The sequence below is a fragment of the Streptomyces sp. NPDC127177 genome (assembly GCF_042672475.1).
Lineage (GTDB): Bacteria > Actinomycetota > Actinomycetes > Streptomycetales > Streptomycetaceae > Streptomyces.
The window spans coordinates 53,330-72,996 of sequence record NZ_JBHXUW010000035.1 but is presented as its reverse complement, the minus strand read 5'-3'; the positions used below and the strand labels follow the sequence as shown (position 1 = coordinate 72,996).

Genomic DNA, 19,667 nt, shown 5'->3' with positions numbered 1-19,667 from the left:
TTTTTAAAACCCGCAGCCCGGGCTCGATGCGGCAACCGCGGCCGCGCGCGTGAAGGCGTGCCCCCCGAGCGGGGTCGTTATTCGCCGCGCCCAGGACCCAGATCGCCGAGACTCCCCACTCCCCAGGTGATCCGGGAACCGGGCGTGAACCGGGAACCGGGCGTGAACCGGGCACGTGCGGCCCGGCCAGGCGCGTGCTGTACGTCGTCCATACCGCTCCGGACCACGGGGCCCGGGTGAGGCAGTCTGGGTTGGTGAAGAGACCCGCGCCGATCAGCGCCGATGCCCTTGCCTCCGTACGTGTCCCGCTGCTGACGCAGGAGTGGCTCGACCTCTGCTTCGTCCACTGGGCGGTCGAGCCGGACACGGTGGCGGGGCTTCTCCCCGCGGGCGTCGTTCCGGATACGCTCAACGGAGTCACGTACGTCGGGCTGATCGCCTTCCGCATGCATCGGGTCGGATGGCTCGGCCTCCCGGGCGTGCCGTATCTCGGCTCGTTCCCCGAGACCAACGTGCGGCTCTACTCGGTCGACGCCCACGGGCGCCGCGGGGTCGTGTTCCTCTCCATGGACGCGTCGCGGCTGATCCCCGTGGCGATGGGCCGCCTCGGCTTCCGACTCCCGTACCTCTGGTCGAAGATGAGCGTCACCAGGGTCGGCGACACCGTCACGTACACCAGCTCGCGCCGCTGGCCGGGCCCGCGCGGCGCGCAGAGCCGGATCAGCGTACGGACCGGGGAACGCGTGGAGGAACCGACCGAGTCGGAGCACTTCCTCACCGCTCGCTGGGGGATGCACAACGCGTTCTTCGGCGGCACGGCCTACCTCCCGAACGAGCACCCCCGCTGGCCCCTGTACCGCGGCGAACTGCTCGCCTGCGAGGAGACGTTGCTCCAGTCGGCGGGCCTCCCCGCGCCGGTCGGCGCCCCGGTCAGCGTGCTCTGCTCCCCCGGCGTGCCGGTCCGCCTCGGCCGCCCGGCCCGCCCGGCTGGGCTCCCCACACCCTGAGCGGAACGGCATGCGGAGCGGCCATGCCGAGCTGCATGCGGAGCGGCCATGCCGACTGAGGGTCGCCGGGCAGCAGCGGGCGCCGCTCTTCAGGCGCCTGCGCCGCCGTCGACCGGCAGGATCGCGCCGGTCACGTACGAGGCCCGGTCGCTGAGGAGCCACGCGGCCGCCTCGGCGATCTGCCGGGGCTCGGCCATCCGGCCGAGCGGGATCGTCGCGGTCATCTGCTTGACGATTCCGGGACTCGCCGCCTCCCAGGTGTCGATCATCTCCGTGGAGGTGCCGCCGGGCGTGATGCCGTTGACCCGGATACGGTCACCGGCCCAGTTCACCGCGGCTGTCTCGGTGAGGCTGTTGAGCGCCCGCTTCATGGCCCCGTACGCGGGCAGGGCGGGGTTCGCGCGACGGCTGCCGATGCTCGACGTGTTGACGATCGAGCCGCCGCCGTCGCGTCGCATCAGTACGGCCTCGGCGGTCATGGCGGTCCAGTGCGAGCGGAAGTTCACGGCGAACTGCTCGTCGATGTCGTCGTCGCTGGTGGTATCGACCGGGCCGACCTGCTGTTGCGGGGCCGCGCCGTTGTTGAAGGCGCCGTCGAGCCGTCCGTGCAGCTTCTCGACGCGGTCGACGGCGGAGCGGATGCTCGCGCTGTCGGCGAGATCCAGGGTGACGGCGTCGGCGACGCCGCCGTCGGCGCGGATCTCGGTGACGATGCGGTCGAGGGCATCGGTGCTGCGGGCGGCGAGCACGACGGCGGCGCCCTCCGAGGCGAAGAGCCTGGCCGCGGCCGCTCCGATGCCGCGGCTGGCGCCGGTGATGAAGACGACCTTGTCGGTGAGCAGACCGATCGGCGGGCTGTAGGTGGTGTTGGTGTGGTCGTTCGTCTCGTCGTTCGTGTGATTCGTCATAACAGCAGCGTCACGCCGCACCCGGAGCGGATACAGGCACAGCCGGTACCAGGATCCGCCACCGGACAGGGGGCACACTTCACGTATGGACAAGCAGGAGCTCGGGGCCTTCCTCCGCAGCAGACGCGAGCGGCTACGGCCCCAGGACGTCGGCCTCCCCTCCGGCCCTCGGCGCCGCACACCGGGGCTCCGCCGTGAGGAGGCCGCGGTCCTCGCGCACATCTCCACGGAGTACTACGTCCGGCTCGAGCAGGGCAGGGCGCCCCGGCCGTCGGGCGAGGTACTCGCCGGGATCGCGGGCGCGCTCCGGCTGACCGACGCCGAGTCCGACCACCTCCACGTCCTCGCGGGCACCGCGCCGACCCGTCGTACCCGGCTGCACCGGCGTGACGTCCGCCCGAGCATCCTCGCGCTCCTGGAACGGCTGCCGCAGACGGCCGCCTTCGTCATGTCCGCCGCGTTCGAAGTGCTCGCGTGGAACGACCTCGCGGCCGCGCTGATGGAGGACTTCGCCCGGACCGACCCGGAGGACCGCAATCTCGCACGCCGAGCATTCCTCGGCCCGGCGCAAGGCGATGCGACGCCGTACGGGATCTCCGACGCCGCCGAGTTCCGCCACCACGTGGTCATGGAGCTCCACACCACCCTTGCCCGCTACCCCACGGACCCCGCGGTGACCGGCCTTGTGAACGAACTCCGCAGCGCCAGCCCCGACTTCGCCCGCCTCTGGCAGCGCCACGACGTGCAGGCCGCGCCGACGCTCACGAAGACCTTCCGCCACCCGGTCGTCGGCGAGCTCACCGTCGACTGCGACTCGCTCTCACTCACTGACCGCGACCAGTACCTGGTGCTCTACAGCGCGCCACCGGGATCCCCCGGCGCCGACGCGCTGGCCCTTCTGAACGTGCTCGGAGCCCAGGCCAGTGATCACCGTCTGCGGTAGCCGCAAGGCGATCGCGTGAGGGGCTGAGCCGGGACGGCACCCTCATCTGCTCGGGCTGCGACACGACCTCGTCATGACTCGGTGCAGGGATAGGTGCAGAGATCGGTGCAGAGATCGGTGCAGAGATCGGTGCAGAGAGCCGAGTACGTGAAGACCAACAGGCCGCAGACCGTGATCGGCAACAGCCCGAGCGGACGCACGAGCCCCAGGCGGACGACGACCAGCGGATCGAGAACCACGATGCCGACGCAGGGCACTTGGAGCGGGAGCGGAGCGAAGGACGCATGGGTATGGATCCGTCCCGGACCGGATCCAGGATATGAGAGCGTCCGAACGATCATCCCCTTGCCCTCAACGGCACTTGAGGTCCTACGGTCTTCGCATGACCAGCGCAACATGCAGGCTCCGCGCTGAAGCACCTGGAGGGGATATCCCATGACGCCACAACAGCTTTCCGACGCCGAACTCGCCGGACAGCCAGCCGCGTACTGGACCGGTGTCGCCCATGAGGCCCTCATTGCCTACACCCGGGCCCGACAGAGCGAAAAGGGCTACACCCAGCCCCAGTTCTGGCTGCTGCGCAACCTGTCGGCGAACGACATCTCCCCCGACGGCGAGGGGATTACGCTGCCCGAGCTGCAGGAGGCCATGACCTCCTACATCCGCCCCGAGGACGATCTGGCAGCGGAGGCCGAGGCGCTCCTGGAGCGCGGCTGGCTGACCCGGGACGCCGAGCACCGGCTGTGGCTGACCCCGGAGGGGGAAGAGGCGCGCGTCGACCTCGCGCGCAACGCACCCGCGATCCGCGCCACCCTCCACGAAGGCATCGACGACGCGGACTACATCACAACGGTGAAAGTGCTGCACCGGCTGATCCGTAACGCGGGAGGGCCGATCGCCTGACAGGCCGCATCCGGGGGCCGGATAGGCCGACTGGGCGGGATCACGGGACGGTTCGGCCTGATGGGCCTGACGGGCCTGCCTGGTGGGCCCGATCGGCCGGATCGCGGGACGGGTGGCGCGGGTCGAGCACCGGCGCGCACCGCGTGGTTCACGCACACCCGCGGTCCCGGGCCGCGTGCAGGGCCTCGCTCAGGCTTCGGCGGATGCGCGCGTCGCCGCCTCGATCAGGGCGGCCGCCGCCGCGCGGGAGGCCTCGGCCACCGTGGCACCGTGGTCCATCAGGGCCGAGATGCCGGCGCCGTCGTAGAGGATCTGGAGCTGGCGGCCCAGGACCTCGGGGTCAGCGGCGCCGGCCTCGGCAGCGAGGCGGGTGAAGAGTTCGCGCATCCAGCCGCGGTAGCTATCCGCCGCTTCCTGGACCAGGCCGCCGGGGCTGGCCTCGGCGCCGGCCCGGATGAAGGCGCAACCACGGAAGTCGGGCCGGTCGAACTGCCGCGCCTGGGACTCGAAGATCGCCAGCATCTGCTCGCGGGGCGTGTCGCGCTCGGCAACGGCCCGCGCGATCCGGTCGGCGGTGCCCGCGTGCCGGGTGTCCAGGTACGCCCGGACCAGCTGCTCCTTGCCACCGAAGGTGTTGTACAGCGATGCCTTGGCCACACCGGCGTGCTCGATGACCCGGTCGATCCCGACGCTCTGCACGCCCTCGGCGTAGAACAGCTCGTTCGCGGCGGCGAGCAGACGCTCACGCGCCGATGGCTTCGCGGTGCTCTGGGCGCTCGCCATGACGGTCACTCCTTCAGACAGATCTGTCTACATTATGCCTCGGCCGCACCCCAACGGCCGAGTCCCGGTCGAACCCCTACCGAGCGCCGGCCGAGCCCCGATCGGAGGCCGCCGCTCACGCGTTGCCGCCGGCCGTCTCGCCCGCAAGGACCGCCGCCCCGTCCCTGCCGCCACGCAACAGGCCGAGCAGTGCGAACGCCGCGAGGACGATCACGGCGATGCCGTACTCCTGCGCCGTGGCGGTCAGTCCGCCCGCGTGGACGACGAGGAACCCGGCGATCACGGCCGGCACTCCCATGCCCAGGTAGGACACGACGAAGAGCAGCGACAGCACTCCGGAACTCTCGTGCGGCCGGGCCAGCGGCATCACCGTACGGATGCCCCCCTGGAAGCCGCTGCCGAAGCCGACGCCCGCGACGGCGGTGCCGGCGAAGAAGCCCGTGGCGGAGGATTCACGGATCGAGACGAGGGTCAGAGCCACCCCGGCCATCAGCGCGAGGATTCCGGTGAGCATCACCGTCCGGGTCGCCGCTTTCCGCAGGACCAGAACCGCGACGGCGGCCACCCCGGCGAGCACGAACAGACTCAGCCCGCCGAGGACTTCGGACCTGGAGCCGGTCAACTGCCGTGCGAGGGAAGGGCCGAGCGACCCGTACAGCCCTGCCAGCGACCAGACGGCGAACAGCACCGGCACGGCGACCAGCATCGGGCGGCGTACGGCCCGCGGCAGCTTGATCTCCGGCGCCAGGCTGGCCAGGGCCCCAGGCTTGCGGGTCACCGTCTCCGCCATCAGCGCGACGGCGACGGCCTGGATGACGAAAACCGCCAGCAGCCCGAGGTAGACCAGATGCGTGGGGGCGGGCAGGAACTGGACGACGAGGCCGGAGACCAGCGCGCCGGTGGCCGTGCCGATGCCGGGGACGACCGCGTTGGTGATCGTGCCGCGCGGCCGGTCGATGTCCATCATCCCCGCCCCGATCGCGCCGAGCGCGGCCCCGGTCGACAGGCCCTGGACGATCCGGGCGACCATCAGACCCGATACGCCGTCGGCAGTGGTGAACACGACCATCGAGACGGCCTGCGCCGCCAACGCGGCCAGCAGCACCGGCCGCCTGCCGAGGTGGTCGGAGAGCTTGCCCATGGTGAGCAGTCCGAGCAGCACGGCCACCGCGTAGACGCCGAAGACCACGGTGGTGGTGATCGGGTCGAAGCCCCATTCGGCCTGGTAGACGGCGTAGAGGGGGGTCGGCGCGCTGGAGGCGGCCAGGAACGAGATGGTGATCGAGGCGAGTACGTACAGGGCCACGTTCGGCGGCAGCCGCAGGCCCCGCGCGGGCACGGCCGCGAAATCGGTTCCGGAAGCGGCGGGCGCCGCACTCGATATGTGCGCCGGTTTGGACGCCGGGACGACCGAGAGATTCGTCATGACCATTTCCGTCCGAGGTGTGAGTAGACCTGTCTGTCTAGTCGTGGGTTTACACTAGACAGACAGGTCTACTCAGGTCAAGCGGGAGAGTCGAGCGCCGCTCGGGGCGCACTCAGGTACCCGGCATCGAGTAGGGCGGGGCCCTCCGGCCCAGCCGTGTCCGGAGCCATGCCGGAGACTGGGGATGTGCTGCCCTACGTCTACCGCGTCACCAAATACGACACCGCCGACCGCGACGAGAACGGCTCCTACACCGGCCCCCTGGACACGGTCAGCGACCATGGCCGGGTGGAGGACGCGTACCTGCGGGCGGTGGAAGCGTTCGCCGCGGAGACCGGCATCGACCACCTGGCCGTGCGCGAGCCGGGTGTCCCGTCTCTCGCGAACTTCGGCGTCGAGCGCCCATCGGACGACTTCGGGCTGAACGGACTCTTCCCCACCGGCCTTGCCGGATTCCACGACGGAGCGACCGTGACGCTCGCTGCCGGGCTGGAGCTGGTGCGGGCGATGCTGCGGGACCGCGGTGCCTGGTGCCGCCTGGAGGCGGAGGCCGTGTTTGCGGTGCATGTGGGATGGGACCAGTACCTCTACATCGGCAGCGTCCGGCCCTGCGGGGAGGCCCTGGCGCGTACCCGCGCGCTCGGGCTTTTCCCGGAGCGTGTGGGCTCCTCCCCGTACGACATCGCGGCCGACGAGGAGAACGTCCAGCGCCCCGGAGACGACGACTTCTGGGCCGAGCTGCACCGGGCGGTGGCCACGCGCCGCGCGGGAATCCTGGAAGAGACCTACATCGAGGGCGCCACCCGATGGCACCGGCTGACCGGCGTCAACACCGAGACCATACGGGCCGGTCTGGCCCCCCGCGCCCGGCTGGCGGCCTGGCCGGACCTCTCCCCCGACGTCCATACGGTCCTCGGCGGGCTCCCGCCCGAAGGCCTCGTCGAGTGTGTCTGGCAGGACGATGAGGGCCGGATCCACAGTGCCGTCGCCGACGAGACCGAGTTCTCGGAGCTGACCGCCCGGGTCTCCCAAGCCGAGCGGGCGGCACTTCTGCCCATGTACGCCGACGAACGTGTCCCCGTGCTCACTGCCGTCATGCCGGACAGCGACGGCGTGGTCCGGGCTCGCTGGTAGACCGAGCACCCCTGGCCGGCCGGACCTCGAAGGGCGCGGCGGGGCCGAACGGCAGCAACTGCCGGAGGAGGCCGCCCCCTGCCTGCGTAACGGCAGGCGCCCGGCACCGCGATGTGGTCGCGGTGCCGGGCCCCTGCTTCTGATGCGGGTGCAACGGGTGGTTCGGAACCTCAGGAGGAACTGTTGCGCGGGAAGGAGACCTCCACGCGGCGGTTCTTCTTGCGGCCGTCTTCCGTGCCGTTGTCGGCGATCGGGTACTGCTCGCCGTACCCGCGGATCTCGAAGGTGATACTCGAATCGAGTTCCTTGGACAGCACGGTGTTCACCGATTCGGCACGCTGCTTCGACAGCACGTCGCCGTGCTCCGAAGAGCCCAGGTCATCGGTGAACCCGAAGATCCTGACCTTGGTTGCCTTCTGCTTCTTGATCTCGTCGGCGATGGCCGAGATACGCGAGCTGGCCGCGCTGCTCAGCTTGGCACTGTCCTTACCGAAGAGCACCTCGGCCTGGAGGGAGAACTTGACCGTGGAGTTGGTGTCCTCGCGCCGCTCCTCGCCACCCATGTCCTCGACCACGGACTTGATGTTGAGGACCTTCTCGGGTGCCAGGGTGGCACCATCACGCATCTTCAAGTCCGGGTCGGCGGGGTCCACCTTCACGGGCGCGCCTGCGGACTCCTCTGTTCCGGGCGGTGTGCTCGGGGATTCGTCCGCCCTCGCGAGGCCGGCTGTGGCCAGGTTGGCTCCGGCGAGGACGACGGCTGCGGTGACCGCTGTCAGCGTCAGCCGGGTAAGGGGACGGGTCCGGTGAGTATCTGTCATGTCTGCACTCACCCGGAGATCTTGATCGCGACGGTGTCGAAGGTCGGGATCGTCAGATTTACCTGATCGACGTCCTCGGGCGGGGCCGGGAACTGCATGAAGACCGGGACGGTCTTGCCGGCCTCGATCTTCGAGGTTCCGGTCGAGCAGAGGCAACGGCCGTCGGTGTCGCGAAGCACGTAGTAGCGCTTCTTCCCCTTCGGGTCCACGAGCGTCCCGCCGCTGACCGCGTTACCGCTGCCGAGCAGGATTTCCTTCTCGTTACCGCGCCAGGCAGGAACACCGTAGAAGGTCTCGGAACCGGTGTTCTTCATCTGGCCGGAGACCGTGACAAAGCCCCCGGAGTCACGGACCACCGAGCTCACGGTGTACTCCATCGAGTCCGCGCCCTTGAGTACAGCGAGCTTGGCGTTGGGATCCGGCTGCTCGCCCGCGGCCGTGTCCTCCTGCTTGCCGTCACTGGTGCTGGACTTCTCGGAGGACGGAGTCTGCGCCGTCTTCTCGCCGCCGTCGTCCCCACCACAGCCGGCCACGGCGAGGGCCAAAGCCGCTGCCATCACAACGGCCGTGGCTCCCCTTCGGGCCTTCGTAGTACGCCGAATGCTCATGGATTCCGTTCCTCGTTTCCTTATTCGCTGTCAGTCGATCAGGTGCACGGCGAAGAGCGTCTTGCCCAGCTCCGCCCAGGACTGCGGGTCGGTGGGATCGATACTGAGTCCGCCGTCCCGGCCGTCGCAGTCAAAAGTGAGCACCGGGAGATCGGGCTTGTCGTCCTCTTCGCCCTTGTCACCCTTGTCGTCATCGGAGCCCGGGTCAGTGCTCGGCGCGTCCTTGGCCTTCCAGGTGCACCGGAACTCGATCACGGCTGTGGCATGAGCGGTGGCATGCTTCGTGGCCGTACCGGGGATCACCGAGGAGCCCACCGTGTAACGGGTTTTGACCTCGGCGGTCACCTTGTCCTGCAGGTAGCCGTAGTCCCACGAGCAACCGCTGTGGCCCGGGACGTCGCCGACGAGGTCCGAACGGTTGCGGTCGGCCAGACGCTGGGCCTGGATACAGGGGACCGGTCCGTACCGGTAGTCACGCAGGAATTCGTCGACCCCATTGGGGCTCTGCAAAGCGGCCAGGAAGGGCGGCCCCAGCCCGTCACGGGCATCCTGGGCAGCAGCGAGGGCGGCGGCGTCCGCGGCACCTTGCGCGCCGTTGCGCGTGGCGGAGGCCTGACCGACAGCGAAGAAAGCGAACGCGACGAAGAGCAGGCCCGCCACCATCATGATGTAGATGGGGAAAGCCTGCCCTCGGTCGGCGTTGTTGCGGCTCAGGATCAGCCGGCCTTGACCTTGTCGACCTGCTCGCTGATCTTCTTCTGAATGTCCCCGCCGATGCCCGAGGCAGCGATGCCACCGATGATCGCCACGACCACCAGGATGATGCCCAGGTACTCGAACGCCGTCTGACCCTTCGAGCGCTCGCGGTCCGTCATCCGGCTGACGACGGTGTTCTTCCAGCCGCGGACGGCGATCTGGGTGTCGACTGCGGCCTTCAGCATGGTGTTGTTCGACATGGTGTACCCCTCCGGTATCGGCCGACCATTGGTAGGCCGACGCGTAAGTCTCTGTGGTGTTGCCTCCGTTACCGGCTTCCTCCTGGCCGGTGCCGTTGGCGACATGAGAAACATACGGCGGCAGACCCCGCCCACCAGAGGGCCCCAGGGCCCATTCACGGGCCCAAAGCGTCAGTTGGGCCCTCGCGGCCCAGCCTTGGGCCCCACCTGCCGAACCCACGGCAGTGCGTCGGATCCCCCGATCGGCCATGACTACCTGTCCCCTCTCGTGCCGGCCCCGGAGGGCGGCGCGGTACCGAGCCAGCGGGCGATCGCCTCGCTGCGGCTGCCGCTGTGCAGTTTGGTGAAGATCCGGTTGATGTGGTTCTTGACGGTCTTCTCGCTGATGAAGCAGGTGGCGGCGATCTGCTGGTTGCTCATCCCTGACGCGATCAGCTCCATGACCTCCACCTCCCTGGAACTCAGCCCGAACTGCTGCCTATTGACGGCGCCGGAGGACCCGGCCAGTGAAGACTGTCCCACATTCGGTTGCAGTTGCGAAAGACCTGGCTGTTGCTGAGCTGGGCGCGGCGCCATTCCTCTGGGATCCGGAGCCGGCAGATGGGGTGGCAGCGGGTGCTGCTGGACGAGGGGTGGGTGACCGTCGTACGTGCCACCGGCGTACGGGACGCCCGTGGTCAGGGCCGCCCCCAGCCCCTCCGGCAGGACCTGTCCGGGCTGCGCGGATCCTTGACGCATATGGGCGAGCAGGGCGTTTGCGGCTGTGGCGGTGAAATGAGCCCGGCCGTTCTTCGTGTCGCGGACCGCCTGCACCAGCTGGTCCGCGGTGAACTCGCCGTGGACCAGGTATCCGCCGGCCCCCAGGCGGAGTGCCTCGTGGACGATCGCGTTTTCGCGGCTGTAGGTCAGCATCATCACGGGTGCAACCTGCACCAGGTGTGGGAGCGCCGAGATGCCGTCCACACCGGGCATCCGGACGTCGAGCAGGACGACGTCCGGGCGGTGCCGGACAGCGGCCTCGTAGGCCTCACGGCCGTCGGAGGCCTCCGCGACCAGCTCGATGTCCTGACGGCCGGAGAGCAGTACGCCCAGCCCGGCCCGGACCACGGGGTTGTCATCGGCCACGACGACGCGCAGAGGCGTGGACGCGGCGGGTTCGGGGGCTGCCGGGAACGACGGCATCACCTCGGATGCCGCGTTCTGCTGGGGAACAGGGAATCCGGAGGAGCTGTGCTCCGAGTTGAGCGGGGTTGCGTGCGACGACGTGTGCTGGGAAGCGTGGTTCTGGGCTGCCCAGTTCTGTCCTGACGCGCGGGAGATGTCATCCGGCATTTCTGCGACCTCCTCTCAGAGGGTGGGGGGACGGGATGGATCAGGTGAGTTGCGGTACGGATGTGTTCGGGGCTGCGCCCAGAGCGGCCAGCGGCAGTTCCAGGCGCACTTCGGTGCCCTTCTCCGCCTTTCCCTTGCCGATACGGATGCGTGCCCCGATCGAAGCCGCGCGTTCGACCATGCCGACGAGACCGAAGTGTCCGGCGCGCTTGAGATCGTCGAGCGTCGTTCCGGCGGGCAGACCGCGCCCGTCGTCGTACACGCTCACCCGCAGGACGTCGCCCTTCACCCCGGCCAGTACGACGACGTAGCTGGGGTGGGCGTGCCGGTGGGCGTTCTCCATCGCCTCGGAGGCGATGGTGAGCAGCTGACGCCCGACGATCTGCGGCACCGGCGGCACCGGGAGTTCGCTGAGCATGCGGAAGGTCGCGGTGATGCCATGCCTGCGCGCGAAGTCATCGGTACGGGCCTGGAGTTCACTGAGGACGTCCACTCCTGCGTCGAGACCCGAGTCGCGGCGCAGGTCGGAGAGCAGTTCGCGGGATTCCGCCGCGGCCCGGCGGGCGGACCGGGCCACCAGTTCCGCCTGGTGCCTGACGGTGAGCGGGTCCATCCGGTCGGACGAGGAGGCGAGTCCCTCGGCCGCCATGGCCAGACCGTGCAGGGTCTTGGCTACCGAGTCATGCATCTCGCGGGCGAGCCGCGTGCGTTCGCCCTCCACCGCCTCGTTCACGGCGAGCCGCGCACGTGTGTCGGTGAGGGCCTGGCTGGCCGTCCCGAACCGCAGCAGCAGATTGCGCAGGGTGAATCCGACCGCACCGGCTATCACGCAGAAGCCGGGCAGCAGGAAGACGCTGCTGTCGGACGCCTCCAGGTTCACGTCCGTGCCGTAAATCAGGAAGATGATCACGACCTGGATGACGGCGAAGGCCGCGGAGCCTCGCCAGCCGTACACCAGTCCCGCCAGCAGCGGCGTACAGACCGTCACATAGGCGAGCGTGGATTCCGGCCCGGCGGTGATCAGGAGCAGCGCGCCGAAGAAGGCGTCGATTCCCAGCATCCACGGGTGGCGCAGGAGCAGCGGACCGAAGCGTTCCCAGTCGCGGAACAGCGCGTACGAGCCCATGAAGGTGACCAGGATCGCCGATCCGATCAGCCACGTGGCCAGCCCGGGCGCCGTCCGGTCGATGGCGAACGGGGTCGCCACCGCGATCATGGCGAGACGGAAGCCGAACACCTGACGGCACATCGCCTGGAGCGCGTTCACCTGAAGCGTGAAGGCAGGCTGCGACGCCGGGTCGGCGATCGCCTGCTTCACCTCCTCCGTCACACCCGCCTGGGGGCTGCCCAGCTGGAATCCCATGGCCATGTCACCTCCCTCTGTTCGTCACCGTCAGCTGCCGCCCAGGAAGGCGAAGTCCACGTTCGTTCCGTAGATGAAGCCGACCGTCAGCAGAATGAGCGTGCCGGGCAGCAGGAAGGTGGTGACCGCGAAGGTCGCCTTCGGTACCGCCTTTGCCGCCTTTCGCCGTGCCGCCTGGGCGTCCGTGCGGCGCATGTCGTTGGCGATGGCGATCAGGGTGTCCACGATGGGTGCGCCAAGCTCCTCGCCCTGCTGGAGGGCGGTGACGAACATCGCGACCTGTTCCGAGTCGTTGCGCTTGCGGAGCTCCTCGAAGGCCTGGCGGCGGCTGACGCCCATGTCCATCTGACGCAGGGTGATGCGGAGTTCGTCCGCCCAGGGGCCTTCGTACTTGTCGGCGACACGTTCCAGCGCCTGGCGGAATCCGAGTCCGGCGGAGACGACGACCGCGAGGACGTCGAGGAAGTCCGGGAGGGTGCGCTCGATGTGCTCCTTGCGGGCCTTGACCGCGGACCAGATGCCGGCCTCGACCCAGAACAGGCCGAAGAGAACCATGACCAGGGAGAGGACGACCTGACCGCGGATGATCATCGAGAAGGCGCCGGCGAGGCCGAGCACACCGTAAACGGCCCGGCGGGCCGCGTAGCGGTCGATCGTGAGACCGCCGGGGTTGCCCGCCATGTCGATCTGGCGGCGCTTCTTGTTGACCGCCTTGGGACCCATCATCCGCAGGACCGACGGTGCGAAGCGCATGCCCATACGGTCGATGCCGGATCCCACCGCGCTGGTGCGGGTGGATCCGACCTCCAGTGCGACGGCGAGGTCGCCAGGCAGCTTGGCGTCGGCCCGGTACATGCGGATGCCCTGGATCGCGCCGACCACGGCGAGACCGACGACCAATGCGAGTATCAGTTCCATATCGGGTCCTCCTCTCAGACGTCGATGCGGGACAGGCGGCGGATCACCATGAACCCGAGCGCGTACAGGCCGATGGCGACGATCACGGCCGCCTGGCCGGCGAAGGCGCCAGTCATCCGGTCGAGGGCGCCCGGCATGATCGTGTTGAGCAGCATCAGCGCACCGACGCCGAAGATCGGAACCGCGTAGGCGGTGACCGTGACCTGCGAGAGCTGCGTGGTGACCTCTCGTCGGGTCTCCTTGCGCTCCTCCAGCGTCTCCGTGAGGTTGCGCAGGGAGCTGACGACCGTACCGCCGGCCCTGTTGGACAGGACGAGCGTGGTGACCAGGACGACCAGCTCGCGCGAGGGCAGCCGGTCCGTCAGCTCGCTGAGCGCGTCGTCAAGGGACTCGCCGACGGCGAGACGGCGTGAGACCCGGGCCAGTTCCTCACCGGCGGGGGCCTCCAACTCGTCGGCGGCCATGGAGAGCGCGGTGCGCAGCGCCAGTCCCGCCTGGGTGGCGTTGGCGAGGATGCGGGAGAGCTCGGGCAACTGGTTGATGAAGCGCTCGGTGCGCTTGGCCCGCTGCCAGTTCAGGAAGGCGTTCGTGCCCCAGAGACCGATGAGGGCTGCGACCGGGCCGAAGAAGCTGGCGAGTAGGGCAGAGGCGATCAGCCACAGGGCCACGGTGGCGGCCAGCGCGTAGACGAGGAACTCACCCGGGGTGACCTCCAGGCCGGTGGCGGCGAGCTTCAGCTCGATCTTGCGGCCCAGGCCGGTCTTGCGCAGCCTGCGGTCGACGCCCTGGAAGCGGCGGTGGCGTCCGGCGACCGGTATCTGACCGGTGTGCGACAGGCGGTCGACCAGCGCATCGCGGTCGGCCCTCCCCGCGGAGTACGTGTGCAGGCCCACGACGACGAGCACGCCGCACAGCAGCGTGACGCCGATCGTGAGCAGAGGGAGATTGTCCATGACGCGGTACCTACTTGGCCTCTCGGGTGGCGAGCTGTTCTTCGGACGTAGCAACCCCGAAGGCCTGCGGGATGGGCTGGCTGGCCATATAGAGGCGCTCGGCGGTCTTGCGCGGGAGCGGGAGGTACTGGAACTGGCCGTAGATCCGTCCGTCGGCGGCCATCGGCTGGGCGACGAAGCGTGCGACGCTGACGATGCGGTAGTTGTCCCGTCCGTGTGAATCGAGGATCGCGATCTCGGTGACCTTACGGCTGCCGTCCGCGTGCCGGGTCAGCTGGACGATGACGTCCACAGCGCTGTTGATCTGGTCGTGCAGCGCTTCGAAGGGGATCTTGATCTCGGACATCGACGCCAGGGTCTGCAGACGCATGAGCGCGTCCTCGGCGTTGTTGGCGTGGACGGTCGCCAGAGAACCGTCGTGACCGGTCGACATCGCCTGGAGCATGTCGAGTGACTCGCCGCCACGGACCTCACCGACGACGATGCGGTCGGGGCGCATACGCAGGGAGTTGCGGACCAGGTCGCGGATGCTGATCTGGCCCTTGCCCTCGACGTTCGCCGGGCGGGACTCAAGCCGGATGACATGGTTCTGCTGGAGCTGAAGTTCCGCGGAGTCCTCGATGGTGACGATGCGCTCGTCGTTCGGGATCAGTCCGGAGAGCGCGTTGAGCAGGGTCGTCTTGCCGGTGCCGGTGGCGCCGGAGACGATGATGTTGAGCTTGGCCTGGACGAGTCCCGAGAGCAGGATCAGCATCTGCTCGTCGAGCGAGCCGAAGGCGATCATCTCCTGGAGGGTGAAGGCCCTCGGGAACCGTCGGATGGTGAGCGTGGCACCGGTGAGCGAGAGCGGCGGGATGATCACGTTGACACGCTCACCGCTGGGGAGTCGTGCGTCGACCATCGGATTCGACTCGTCCACACGGCGGTTGACGGTGGAGACGATGCGCTCGATGGTCTGCATCAGCTGGTCGTGCGAGCCGAACCGCATCGGGAGCTGCTCGACCTTGCCGCTGCGCTCGACGAAGATCTGGTCCGGTCCGTTGACCATGATTTCGGTGATGGACGCGTCCTCGAGGAGCGGTTCGAGGATGCCGAGGCCGAGGGCCTCGTCGACGACCCGGCGGATCAGCTGCGAGCGTTCTACGGTCGAGAGGACCGGTCCTTCGCGGCTGATGATGTGCCCGAGTACGCGCTCCAGGCGGGCCCGCCGATCGGCGGTGGCCAGCGAGGACATCTCCGCGAGGTCGATCTCCTCGAGCAGCTTGGCCCGGTAGGTGGCGACCATGTGGCCGTCCTCCCGCCCCCCGCCTTGCTCCTCGGGGGCGGTGATGCGTGCCCGCAGGCTCATGTGCGTTGCTCCTCGGTCTGGCTTGCTCGTGTTGCGGTGGGGGATGTCCTGCGGGCCGGGGTCAGTCGCGGGGCATCGTGGAGCTGCGTTCGGCCGAACCGAGCCAGCCGTCGTCCAGGCCGGGGACGATGGACGGGATCTTGATGCGGGCCTTGTACGTCACCTCGTCGTAGCCCCAGCTGGGCCTGAGCTCGGTGTCGTCGGCGAGCCAGTCGCTGATCGCCGCCTTGCCCGCCTCGCGGGGGGTCCGCTCCGGACGGTCGTGGCTGGCGGTTCGCGCAGCCACGCGGGCCGCGGTGCCCGCCTGGTTGACGGTGTATGCCGCGACCCCGAGCTGGATCGCGAAGAGGCCCACGATGAGCAACAACGGGATGAATCCGAGGTACTCGATGGCGACCTGGCCGCGTTCGCGCCGTGTCCTGACCTTGCGCGTGGTCATGGTCGTGGTCATGGTCATCCCTCCCTCACCGAGGCGGCGTTGCCCTTGACCGTCATGGGGAAGTTGAGCACGCCGGGTACGAGCACCGGCACCTTCAGCTTCACCTCGGCCTTGTACAGACCGCGATCAAGGTGGCAGCGGGTCGTGGACGCGCCCTTCCACGCCTCGGGGAGATCCTCCTTGGCAGCCCGCTTGCACGCGGACTGCTGGTACCACTCCGCGCCCGTGGCCGCCCTCGCTCCCTCGTCGGCGGCGTTGCTCGCCAGGCTGAAGGTGTAGCCGATCAACGCGCACTGCCAGAGCGCCACCAGCGTCAGAATGATCAGAGGCGTAACACCGAGGAACTCGATCGCGGTCTGTCCGCGATCGCGGTCACGCCCCCTGCCTATCAGGGTGTCCGCCATCTCTGTGGTTGCCATGGATCAACCTGCCCCCTCAGTCGGTCTTGCCACGGCCCGCGGATTCGCCGCGCTTGCGCGGGCGACCGATCGAGCCTCGATCGTTTTTGAACTTTCCGCCGCTCTTGTCGGTGCTCTCGGCTGCCCGGACGATCCCGAGTTCTCCCGCCAGAGCCCAGAGTGCCTGCTTCACGATGCTCTTCGGGTCCAGTTCATGCATCCGGCCGGCATCGACCGCGCCCTGAAGTTCCTTGAAATTAGCGGGAATTGCCGTGCCGGCGATGCGAGTGCCGGTGATCTTCTGGATCAGCGGCGGCTGGATCTCGGTGTTGCGGTTGTAGCGGTTGACGACTGTCGTCGTCTCCTCCGCCTTGCGGATCTGGAGCCGGTCCCACATCCGCACGATGCGCTTGGCCCCGCGTACCGCGATCACGTCCGGCGTAGTGATCAGCAACGCGGTGTCGGCCATCTCGATGGCCGCGGCGTTGGCGCCGTTCATCTGGCCGCCGCAGTCGATGACCACGACCTCGTACCGCGAGCGCAGGGCGCTGACGATCTGCCGGGCGGACCGGTCGCTGACCTCCTCGCCGCGCTCACCGTCGCCCGGTGCCAGCAGCAGTGCGATCCCGGTGCTGTGGCTGAACACCGCGTCGGACAGGACGCGCGGGGAGATGTCGGTGATCGCCGCCAGGTCCACGATCGAACGCCGGAACTGCACGTCCAGATAGGAAGCGACGTCCCCCGACTGCAGGTCCATGTCCACCAGCGCGACGGTCCGCCCCGAGGCCTGGGCCGCCAGGGCCAGCTGCACGGCCGCGACGGTGGCGCCGACGCCCCCCTTGGCGCCGCTGACCGTCACGACGGTTCCGCCAGGGCCGGTGAAGACGTCGCCGCTGGCGCCGAGGTGCCGGCGTACGCCGACCGACCACTGGGCCGCCGACTGGACCCGGTTGACCAGTTCCTCGTAGCTCAGCGGGAGCGTGACCAGGCCTCGGGCCCCGGAGTCCATCGCGGCGGAGAACAGTCCGGGGCTCGCGTCGGCGGTGATGAGCACTACCCCGACTGCGGGGAAGCGCAGGGAAACCTCCCGGATCAGTTCCAGAGCCGGCACCGGACCGATCCGCTCGTGGACCAGCACGACCTCGGGCAGCTCGTCGAGCGACTCGCCCGCGAGCCGCGCGAGTGTGTCGATGAGCTGTGTCGAGTCGCCGACCGGAGCGGCCGGCTCCGCGTCGGGGAGCTGGCTGAGCAGGGTGGTGACGGATCTGGCCGCGTCGGCGTCACCGACGGCCGGGAGGATCCTGGTGGTCATCCAATCCTCACTTGTCCTTGTCGAGCGTGTAGGTGCGGTCGCCCGGACGGATGCTGCTGTCACTGCCGGTGGCGATGAGTGCGAGGCGGACGTGCTCCGCGAACGACTCCGCGTACGCGATGCGCTGGGTGTCGAGCGTGTTGAGGGCGAAGGTGATCGGGACGGCCTCGGTGGCCTGGTTCCCCTTGCCGTCGCTGCTCGGGTCCAGGGCGGTCAGCTTGCCCACGTCCAGGACCTTCGCGTTGGAGACGATGACCTTCGACTGCGCCGGGTCGCCCTCGCGCTCGCCCGCGAACGTGGCGTAGACGTTGACCGTGGCACCGGAGGTGATCTTCCCCGCGACGCCGGTGGCGGCGTCGATCATGATGGCGATCTCCTGCTCACCGGGCTGCAGCGCGGGACGCGCCTGCATCATGTCGGTCTGGAGCAGCGAGCCCTCCTTGAGCGGGGTGAGGGCGATCTTGCCGTTGACCTCGGAGAGGTCGGTCACCGCGTTGGACGAGAGCCACCGCTTCGGCATGGAGACCTTCTCGAACTTGTCCGGGGTCAAGTTGGTGAAGGGGGCGACGTTGCTCTTCAGCTTGTAGGCCGAGACCTCGGGTCCGACCTTCGAGTTGACGTCGCTGATGACCGAGAGCACCCCGGCGAAGGCGCCGAAGGCGCACAGGACCGAGAGAAGCAGGAGTATCACGCCGCGGCGCTGGCGGGAGTTCATGGGCCGGACAACCTCGTTCGGGTCGGATGCGTGGGGCAGCGGACAGAAGAATGCGCGGGGGGACTGTTGTCTGGAGAGCGGGCTGAGCCGGGTGTGCGGCGCGGACGGCGTCCGTGCCGCGGGGGCGTCCGCGGAGGAGGAGTCCGCGGGCGCTACGACCGTGGCGGTGCGGGCGCTCCATGGTTCAGGACACCGGACGGCGGCATTCGGTTCTCGGGAGCGGGAAGCGGTGAGGAGCAGAACCCGCAACGATCACCGATGAGCTCCATTCCGCACCAGTGACAGGTCTCTCGCCTTACCGAGGACACGAGTTGGTACAGGACGGAGATATCCGGAAGGTAAGCGGCGAATTCGATCATTTTTCCGGTTCCCCACCATCGGGAGGAATCGGCAGGAAGCGGGGCTTCCTGAATCGCCTGGACCTTCCAGGCGGGTGCCAGGGTCTGCTGCACCCACTCGGACTGCAACTGACCCTTGGCGACCATGAGATGGGTGCCGAATTCCGGGCCCGCCAGTGGCTCGGCCGTCGGGCCGACCTTGATGAGCTGGGGGTTCGGTCCCGCCAGGACGGCGAACTGGGAGCCGGGCACCCAGGACTTCGCGTGCGTCTTCAGGCTGACCGGGACGCGGTCGAGTTTGGTCACCGAGTTCAGCAGGGCACCCGCATGGATGTAATGGGACAGAAGCCGCGCGGACGAGGCCACCACTCCGGGGCTGAAGTCGCAGATCGACAGCTGGCGCAACTGCCTGACCAGCACGGCTACGCCGAGTGGTGGCAGATCCACCTTGAGCAGCGCGATGCGGTCGCTCTCCAGCACCGACCGGACGGCATGAAGTCGCCGTTCGTGCGCCTGGGAGATACCCGTCGGGTACACGGCGACCACGTATCCGTGCTGTTCCAGCATCAGATGCATGTCGCCGATCGCCAGGTCCATCGCCTGGGCATCAGGTGCCTGCAGCAGGGCCGCTGTCGGCGTCTGCTGATCGGTCGGCGGTAGGACCAGATCAGCACTGGTCACTGCTATTGCGGTCGGCACGCTGTTCCCCGTTCGGCTCCGGCCCACGTCGCCGTGACGTCGGCCGCAATCGCTCCTGCTCCGTGCTTCTGCCTCAGCTTCTGCTCCAGCACTTTAACCGCGTCCTACACAGCAGAGAACACCCAGCAGAACCCGGTACGGCAACACCCCTGCATCAGCCACACAACACCTACGTACGAAATCGGACCAAACCGAAAGTTGTTAACTTCTGCACCACTGCGCAGGGTTACTGTCAGTCATTCCCATTTGCGGGCCGTTGAAATTCATTTGCGCACGTCAATGCAGATATTGGCATGTTCGCACCACGTCAGGATGGCCGAAAACCGTTACTGTCCGGCCATGTTGCCCATGTCACCCGCGAGT

22 protein-coding genes are annotated in these 19,667 nt (G+C 68.6%); 4 read left to right on the top strand and 18 right to left on the bottom strand.

Annotation, left to right across the window (positions count from 1 at the left end):
* Positions 1–254 precede the first annotated feature (254 nt).
* Entirely contained in the window at positions 255–1,007 is a 753-nt protein-coding gene (locus ACFVJX_RS22070) for a YqjF family protein (RefSeq protein ID WP_384128613.1), read from the top strand.
* A gap of 89 nt (positions 1,008–1,096) precedes the next feature.
* Here the strand turns inward: ACFVJX_RS22070 and ACFVJX_RS22065 are convergent, their stop codons facing one another.
* Entirely contained in the window at positions 1,097–1,915 is an 819-nt protein-coding gene (locus ACFVJX_RS22065) for an SDR family NAD(P)-dependent oxidoreductase (protein WP_384128615.1), read from the bottom strand.
* Positions 1,916–2,000: 85 nt separating this feature from the next.
* Here ACFVJX_RS22065 and ACFVJX_RS22060 point away from each other — a divergent pair, with 85 nt between their 5' ends.
* On the top strand, positions 2,001–2,858 hold the full coding sequence (locus ACFVJX_RS22060) for a helix-turn-helix transcriptional regulator (protein ID WP_384128617.1): 858 nt from the start codon (positions 2,001–2,003) through the stop codon (positions 2,856–2,858).
* Between the two features lie 71 nt (positions 2,859–2,929).
* Here the strand turns inward: ACFVJX_RS22060 and ACFVJX_RS22055 are convergent, their stop codons facing one another.
* Positions 2,930–3,097 (bottom strand): hypothetical protein, encoded by a 168-nt coding sequence (locus ACFVJX_RS22055; RefSeq protein WP_384128619.1) that lies wholly within the window; start codon positions 3,095–3,097, stop codon positions 2,930–2,932.
* A 196-nt stretch (positions 3,098–3,293) separates the two neighbouring features.
* Here ACFVJX_RS22055 and ACFVJX_RS22050 point away from each other — a divergent pair, with 196 nt between their 5' ends.
* Positions 3,294–3,761: a MarR family transcriptional regulator gene (locus tag ACFVJX_RS22050; protein ID WP_384128620.1), complete on the top strand. Its 468-nt coding sequence runs from the start codon at positions 3,294–3,296 to the stop codon at positions 3,759–3,761.
* 189 nt (positions 3,762–3,950) lie between these two features.
* On the opposite strand, the gene ACFVJX_RS22045 is transcribed toward ACFVJX_RS22050, so the two are convergent.
* Both ACFVJX_RS22045 and ACFVJX_RS22040 read right to left on the bottom strand, forming a co-directional pair.
* Positions 3,951–4,544 carry a TetR/AcrR family transcriptional regulator gene (locus ACFVJX_RS22045; RefSeq protein ID WP_384128622.1) on the bottom strand — a complete coding sequence of 198 codons (594 nt, stop codon included), beginning with the start codon at positions 4,542–4,544 and terminating at the stop codon, positions 3,951–3,953.
* A gap of 115 nt (positions 4,545–4,659) precedes the next feature.
* Positions 4,660–5,970, bottom strand: coding sequence for an MFS transporter (locus ACFVJX_RS22040; protein WP_384128623.1), 1,311 nt, complete (start codon positions 5,968–5,970; stop codon positions 4,660–4,662).
* Positions 5,971–6,138: 168 nt separating this feature from the next.
* Here ACFVJX_RS22040 and ACFVJX_RS22035 point away from each other — a divergent pair, with 168 nt between their 5' ends.
* Positions 6,139–7,104 (top strand): RNA-binding protein, encoded by a 966-nt coding sequence (locus tag ACFVJX_RS22035; RefSeq protein ID WP_384128625.1) that lies wholly within the window; start codon positions 6,139–6,141, stop codon positions 7,102–7,104.
* A gap of 170 nt (positions 7,105–7,274) precedes the next feature.
* Here the strand turns inward: ACFVJX_RS22035 and ACFVJX_RS22030 are convergent, their stop codons facing one another.
* From ACFVJX_RS22030 to ACFVJX_RS21965, 14 genes are all read right to left on the bottom strand, one after another.
* Positions 7,275–7,925, bottom strand: coding sequence for an OmpA family protein (locus ACFVJX_RS22030; RefSeq protein ID WP_384128627.1), 651 nt, complete (start codon positions 7,923–7,925; stop codon positions 7,275–7,277).
* An 8-nt stretch (positions 7,926–7,933) separates the two neighbouring features.
* Positions 7,934–8,482: a hypothetical protein gene (locus tag ACFVJX_RS22025; RefSeq protein WP_384128628.1), complete on the bottom strand. Its 549-nt coding sequence runs from the start codon at positions 8,480–8,482 to the stop codon at positions 7,934–7,936.
* An 81-nt stretch (positions 8,483–8,563) separates the two neighbouring features.
* Positions 8,564–9,247 (bottom strand): pilus assembly protein TadG-related protein, encoded by a 684-nt coding sequence (locus tag ACFVJX_RS22020; protein WP_384314500.1) that lies wholly within the window; start codon positions 9,245–9,247, stop codon positions 8,564–8,566.
* A 2-nt stretch (positions 9,248–9,249) separates the two neighbouring features.
* Positions 9,250–9,489 carry a hypothetical protein gene (locus ACFVJX_RS22015; protein WP_384128630.1) on the bottom strand — a complete coding sequence of 80 codons (240 nt, stop codon included), beginning with the start codon at positions 9,487–9,489 and terminating at the stop codon, positions 9,250–9,252.
* Between the two features lie 252 nt (positions 9,490–9,741).
* Positions 9,742–10,821: a response regulator gene (locus ACFVJX_RS22010; protein ID WP_384128632.1), complete on the bottom strand. Its 1,080-nt coding sequence runs from the start codon at positions 10,819–10,821 to the stop codon at positions 9,742–9,744.
* A 40-nt stretch (positions 10,822–10,861) separates the two neighbouring features.
* Entirely contained in the window at positions 10,862–12,184 is a 1,323-nt protein-coding gene (locus ACFVJX_RS22005) for a sensor histidine kinase (RefSeq protein WP_384128740.1), read from the bottom strand.
* Between the two features lie 30 nt (positions 12,185–12,214).
* A complete protein-coding gene (locus ACFVJX_RS22000; protein WP_384128634.1) occupies positions 12,215–13,102 on the bottom strand; it encodes a DUF5936 domain-containing protein in 888 nt (295 codons plus the stop codon).
* A 14-nt stretch (positions 13,103–13,116) separates the two neighbouring features.
* Positions 13,117–14,055, bottom strand: coding sequence for a type II secretion system F family protein (locus ACFVJX_RS21995; protein WP_384128635.1), 939 nt, complete (start codon positions 14,053–14,055; stop codon positions 13,117–13,119).
* Between the two features lie 10 nt (positions 14,056–14,065).
* Complete coding sequence (locus ACFVJX_RS21990) at positions 14,066–15,403, bottom strand: CpaF family protein (protein WP_384128637.1); 1,338 nt, start codon at positions 15,401–15,403, stop codon at positions 14,066–14,068.
* Between the two features lie 61 nt (positions 15,404–15,464).
* Entirely contained in the window at positions 15,465–15,854 is a 390-nt protein-coding gene (locus ACFVJX_RS21985) for a TadE/TadG family type IV pilus assembly protein (RefSeq protein WP_384128639.1), read from the bottom strand.
* 2 nt (positions 15,855–15,856) lie between these two features.
* Positions 15,857–16,261 (bottom strand): TadE family protein, encoded by a 405-nt coding sequence (locus tag ACFVJX_RS21980; protein WP_384128641.1) that lies wholly within the window; start codon positions 16,259–16,261, stop codon positions 15,857–15,859.
* A 16-nt stretch (positions 16,262–16,277) separates the two neighbouring features.
* Entirely contained in the window at positions 16,278–17,552 is a 1,275-nt protein-coding gene (locus ACFVJX_RS21975) for a CpaE family protein (protein WP_384128643.1), read from the bottom strand.
* Positions 17,553–17,559: 7 nt separating this feature from the next.
* The gene (gene cpaB / locus ACFVJX_RS21970; RefSeq protein ID WP_384128645.1) at positions 17,560–18,267 is read right to left on the bottom strand and encodes a Flp pilus assembly protein CpaB; all 708 of its coding nucleotides are present in this window, start codon (positions 18,265–18,267) and stop codon (positions 17,560–17,562) included.
* 152 nt (positions 18,268–18,419) lie between these two features.
* Complete coding sequence (locus tag ACFVJX_RS21965) at positions 18,420–19,286, bottom strand: hypothetical protein (RefSeq protein ID WP_384128647.1); 867 nt, start codon at positions 19,284–19,286, stop codon at positions 18,420–18,422.
* Positions 19,287–19,667: the final 381 nt, after the last annotated feature.

Excerpts from the sequence above, each read along its gene's own strand:
- ACFVJX_RS22060 (WP_384128617.1), top strand. The coding sequence starts at position 2,001 with ATGGACAAGCAGGAGCTCGGGGCCTTCCTCCGCAGCAGACGCGAGCGG.
- ACFVJX_RS22040 (WP_384128623.1), bottom strand. The coding sequence starts at position 5,970 with ATGACGAATCTCTCGGTCGTCCCGGCGTCCAAACCGGCGCACATATCG.
- ACFVJX_RS22045 (WP_384128622.1), bottom strand. The coding sequence starts at position 4,544 with ATGGCGAGCGCCCAGAGCACCGCGAAGCCATCGGCGCGTGAGCGTCTG.
- ACFVJX_RS21975 (WP_384128643.1), bottom strand. The coding sequence starts at position 17,552 with ATGACCACCAGGATCCTCCCGGCCGTCGGTGACGCCGACGCGGCCAGA.
- ACFVJX_RS22050 (WP_384128620.1), top strand. The coding sequence starts at position 3,294 with ATGACGCCACAACAGCTTTCCGACGCCGAACTCGCCGGACAGCCAGCC.
- ACFVJX_RS22010 (WP_384128632.1), bottom strand. The coding sequence starts at position 10,821 with ATGCCGGATGACATCTCCCGCGCGTCAGGACAGAACTGGGCAGCCCAG.
- ACFVJX_RS22065 (WP_384128615.1), bottom strand. The coding sequence starts at position 1,915 with ATGACGAATCACACGAACGACGAGACGAACGACCACACCAACACCACC.
- ACFVJX_RS21995 (WP_384128635.1), bottom strand. The coding sequence starts at position 14,055 with ATGGACAATCTCCCTCTGCTCACGATCGGCGTCACGCTGCTGTGCGGC.
- ACFVJX_RS21990 (WP_384128637.1), bottom strand. The coding sequence starts at position 15,403 with ATGAGCCTGCGGGCACGCATCACCGCCCCCGAGGAGCAAGGCGGGGGG.
- ACFVJX_RS22030 (WP_384128627.1), bottom strand. The coding sequence starts at position 7,925 with ATGACAGATACTCACCGGACCCGTCCCCTTACCCGGCTGACGCTGACA.
- ACFVJX_RS21985 (WP_384128639.1), bottom strand. The coding sequence starts at position 15,854 with ATGACCACGACCATGACCACGCGCAAGGTCAGGACACGGCGCGAACGC.
- ACFVJX_RS22035 (WP_384128625.1), top strand. The coding sequence starts at position 6,139 with ATGCCGGAGACTGGGGATGTGCTGCCCTACGTCTACCGCGTCACCAAA.
- ACFVJX_RS22025 (WP_384128628.1), bottom strand. The coding sequence starts at position 8,482 with ATGGCAGCGGCTTTGGCCCTCGCCGTGGCCGGCTGTGGTGGGGACGAC.
- ACFVJX_RS22005 (WP_384128740.1), bottom strand. The coding sequence starts at position 12,184 with ATGGGATTCCAGCTGGGCAGCCCCCAGGCGGGTGTGACGGAGGAGGTG.
- cpaB (WP_384128645.1), bottom strand. The coding sequence starts at position 18,267 with ATGAACTCCCGCCAGCGCCGCGGCGTGATACTCCTGCTTCTCTCGGTC.
- ACFVJX_RS22000 (WP_384128634.1), bottom strand. The coding sequence starts at position 13,102 with ATGGAACTGATACTCGCATTGGTCGTCGGTCTCGCCGTGGTCGGCGCG.
- ACFVJX_RS21980 (WP_384128641.1), bottom strand. The coding sequence starts at position 16,261 with ATGGCAACCACAGAGATGGCGGACACCCTGATAGGCAGGGGGCGTGAC.
- ACFVJX_RS22015 (WP_384128630.1), bottom strand. The coding sequence starts at position 9,489 with ATGTCGAACAACACCATGCTGAAGGCCGCAGTCGACACCCAGATCGCC.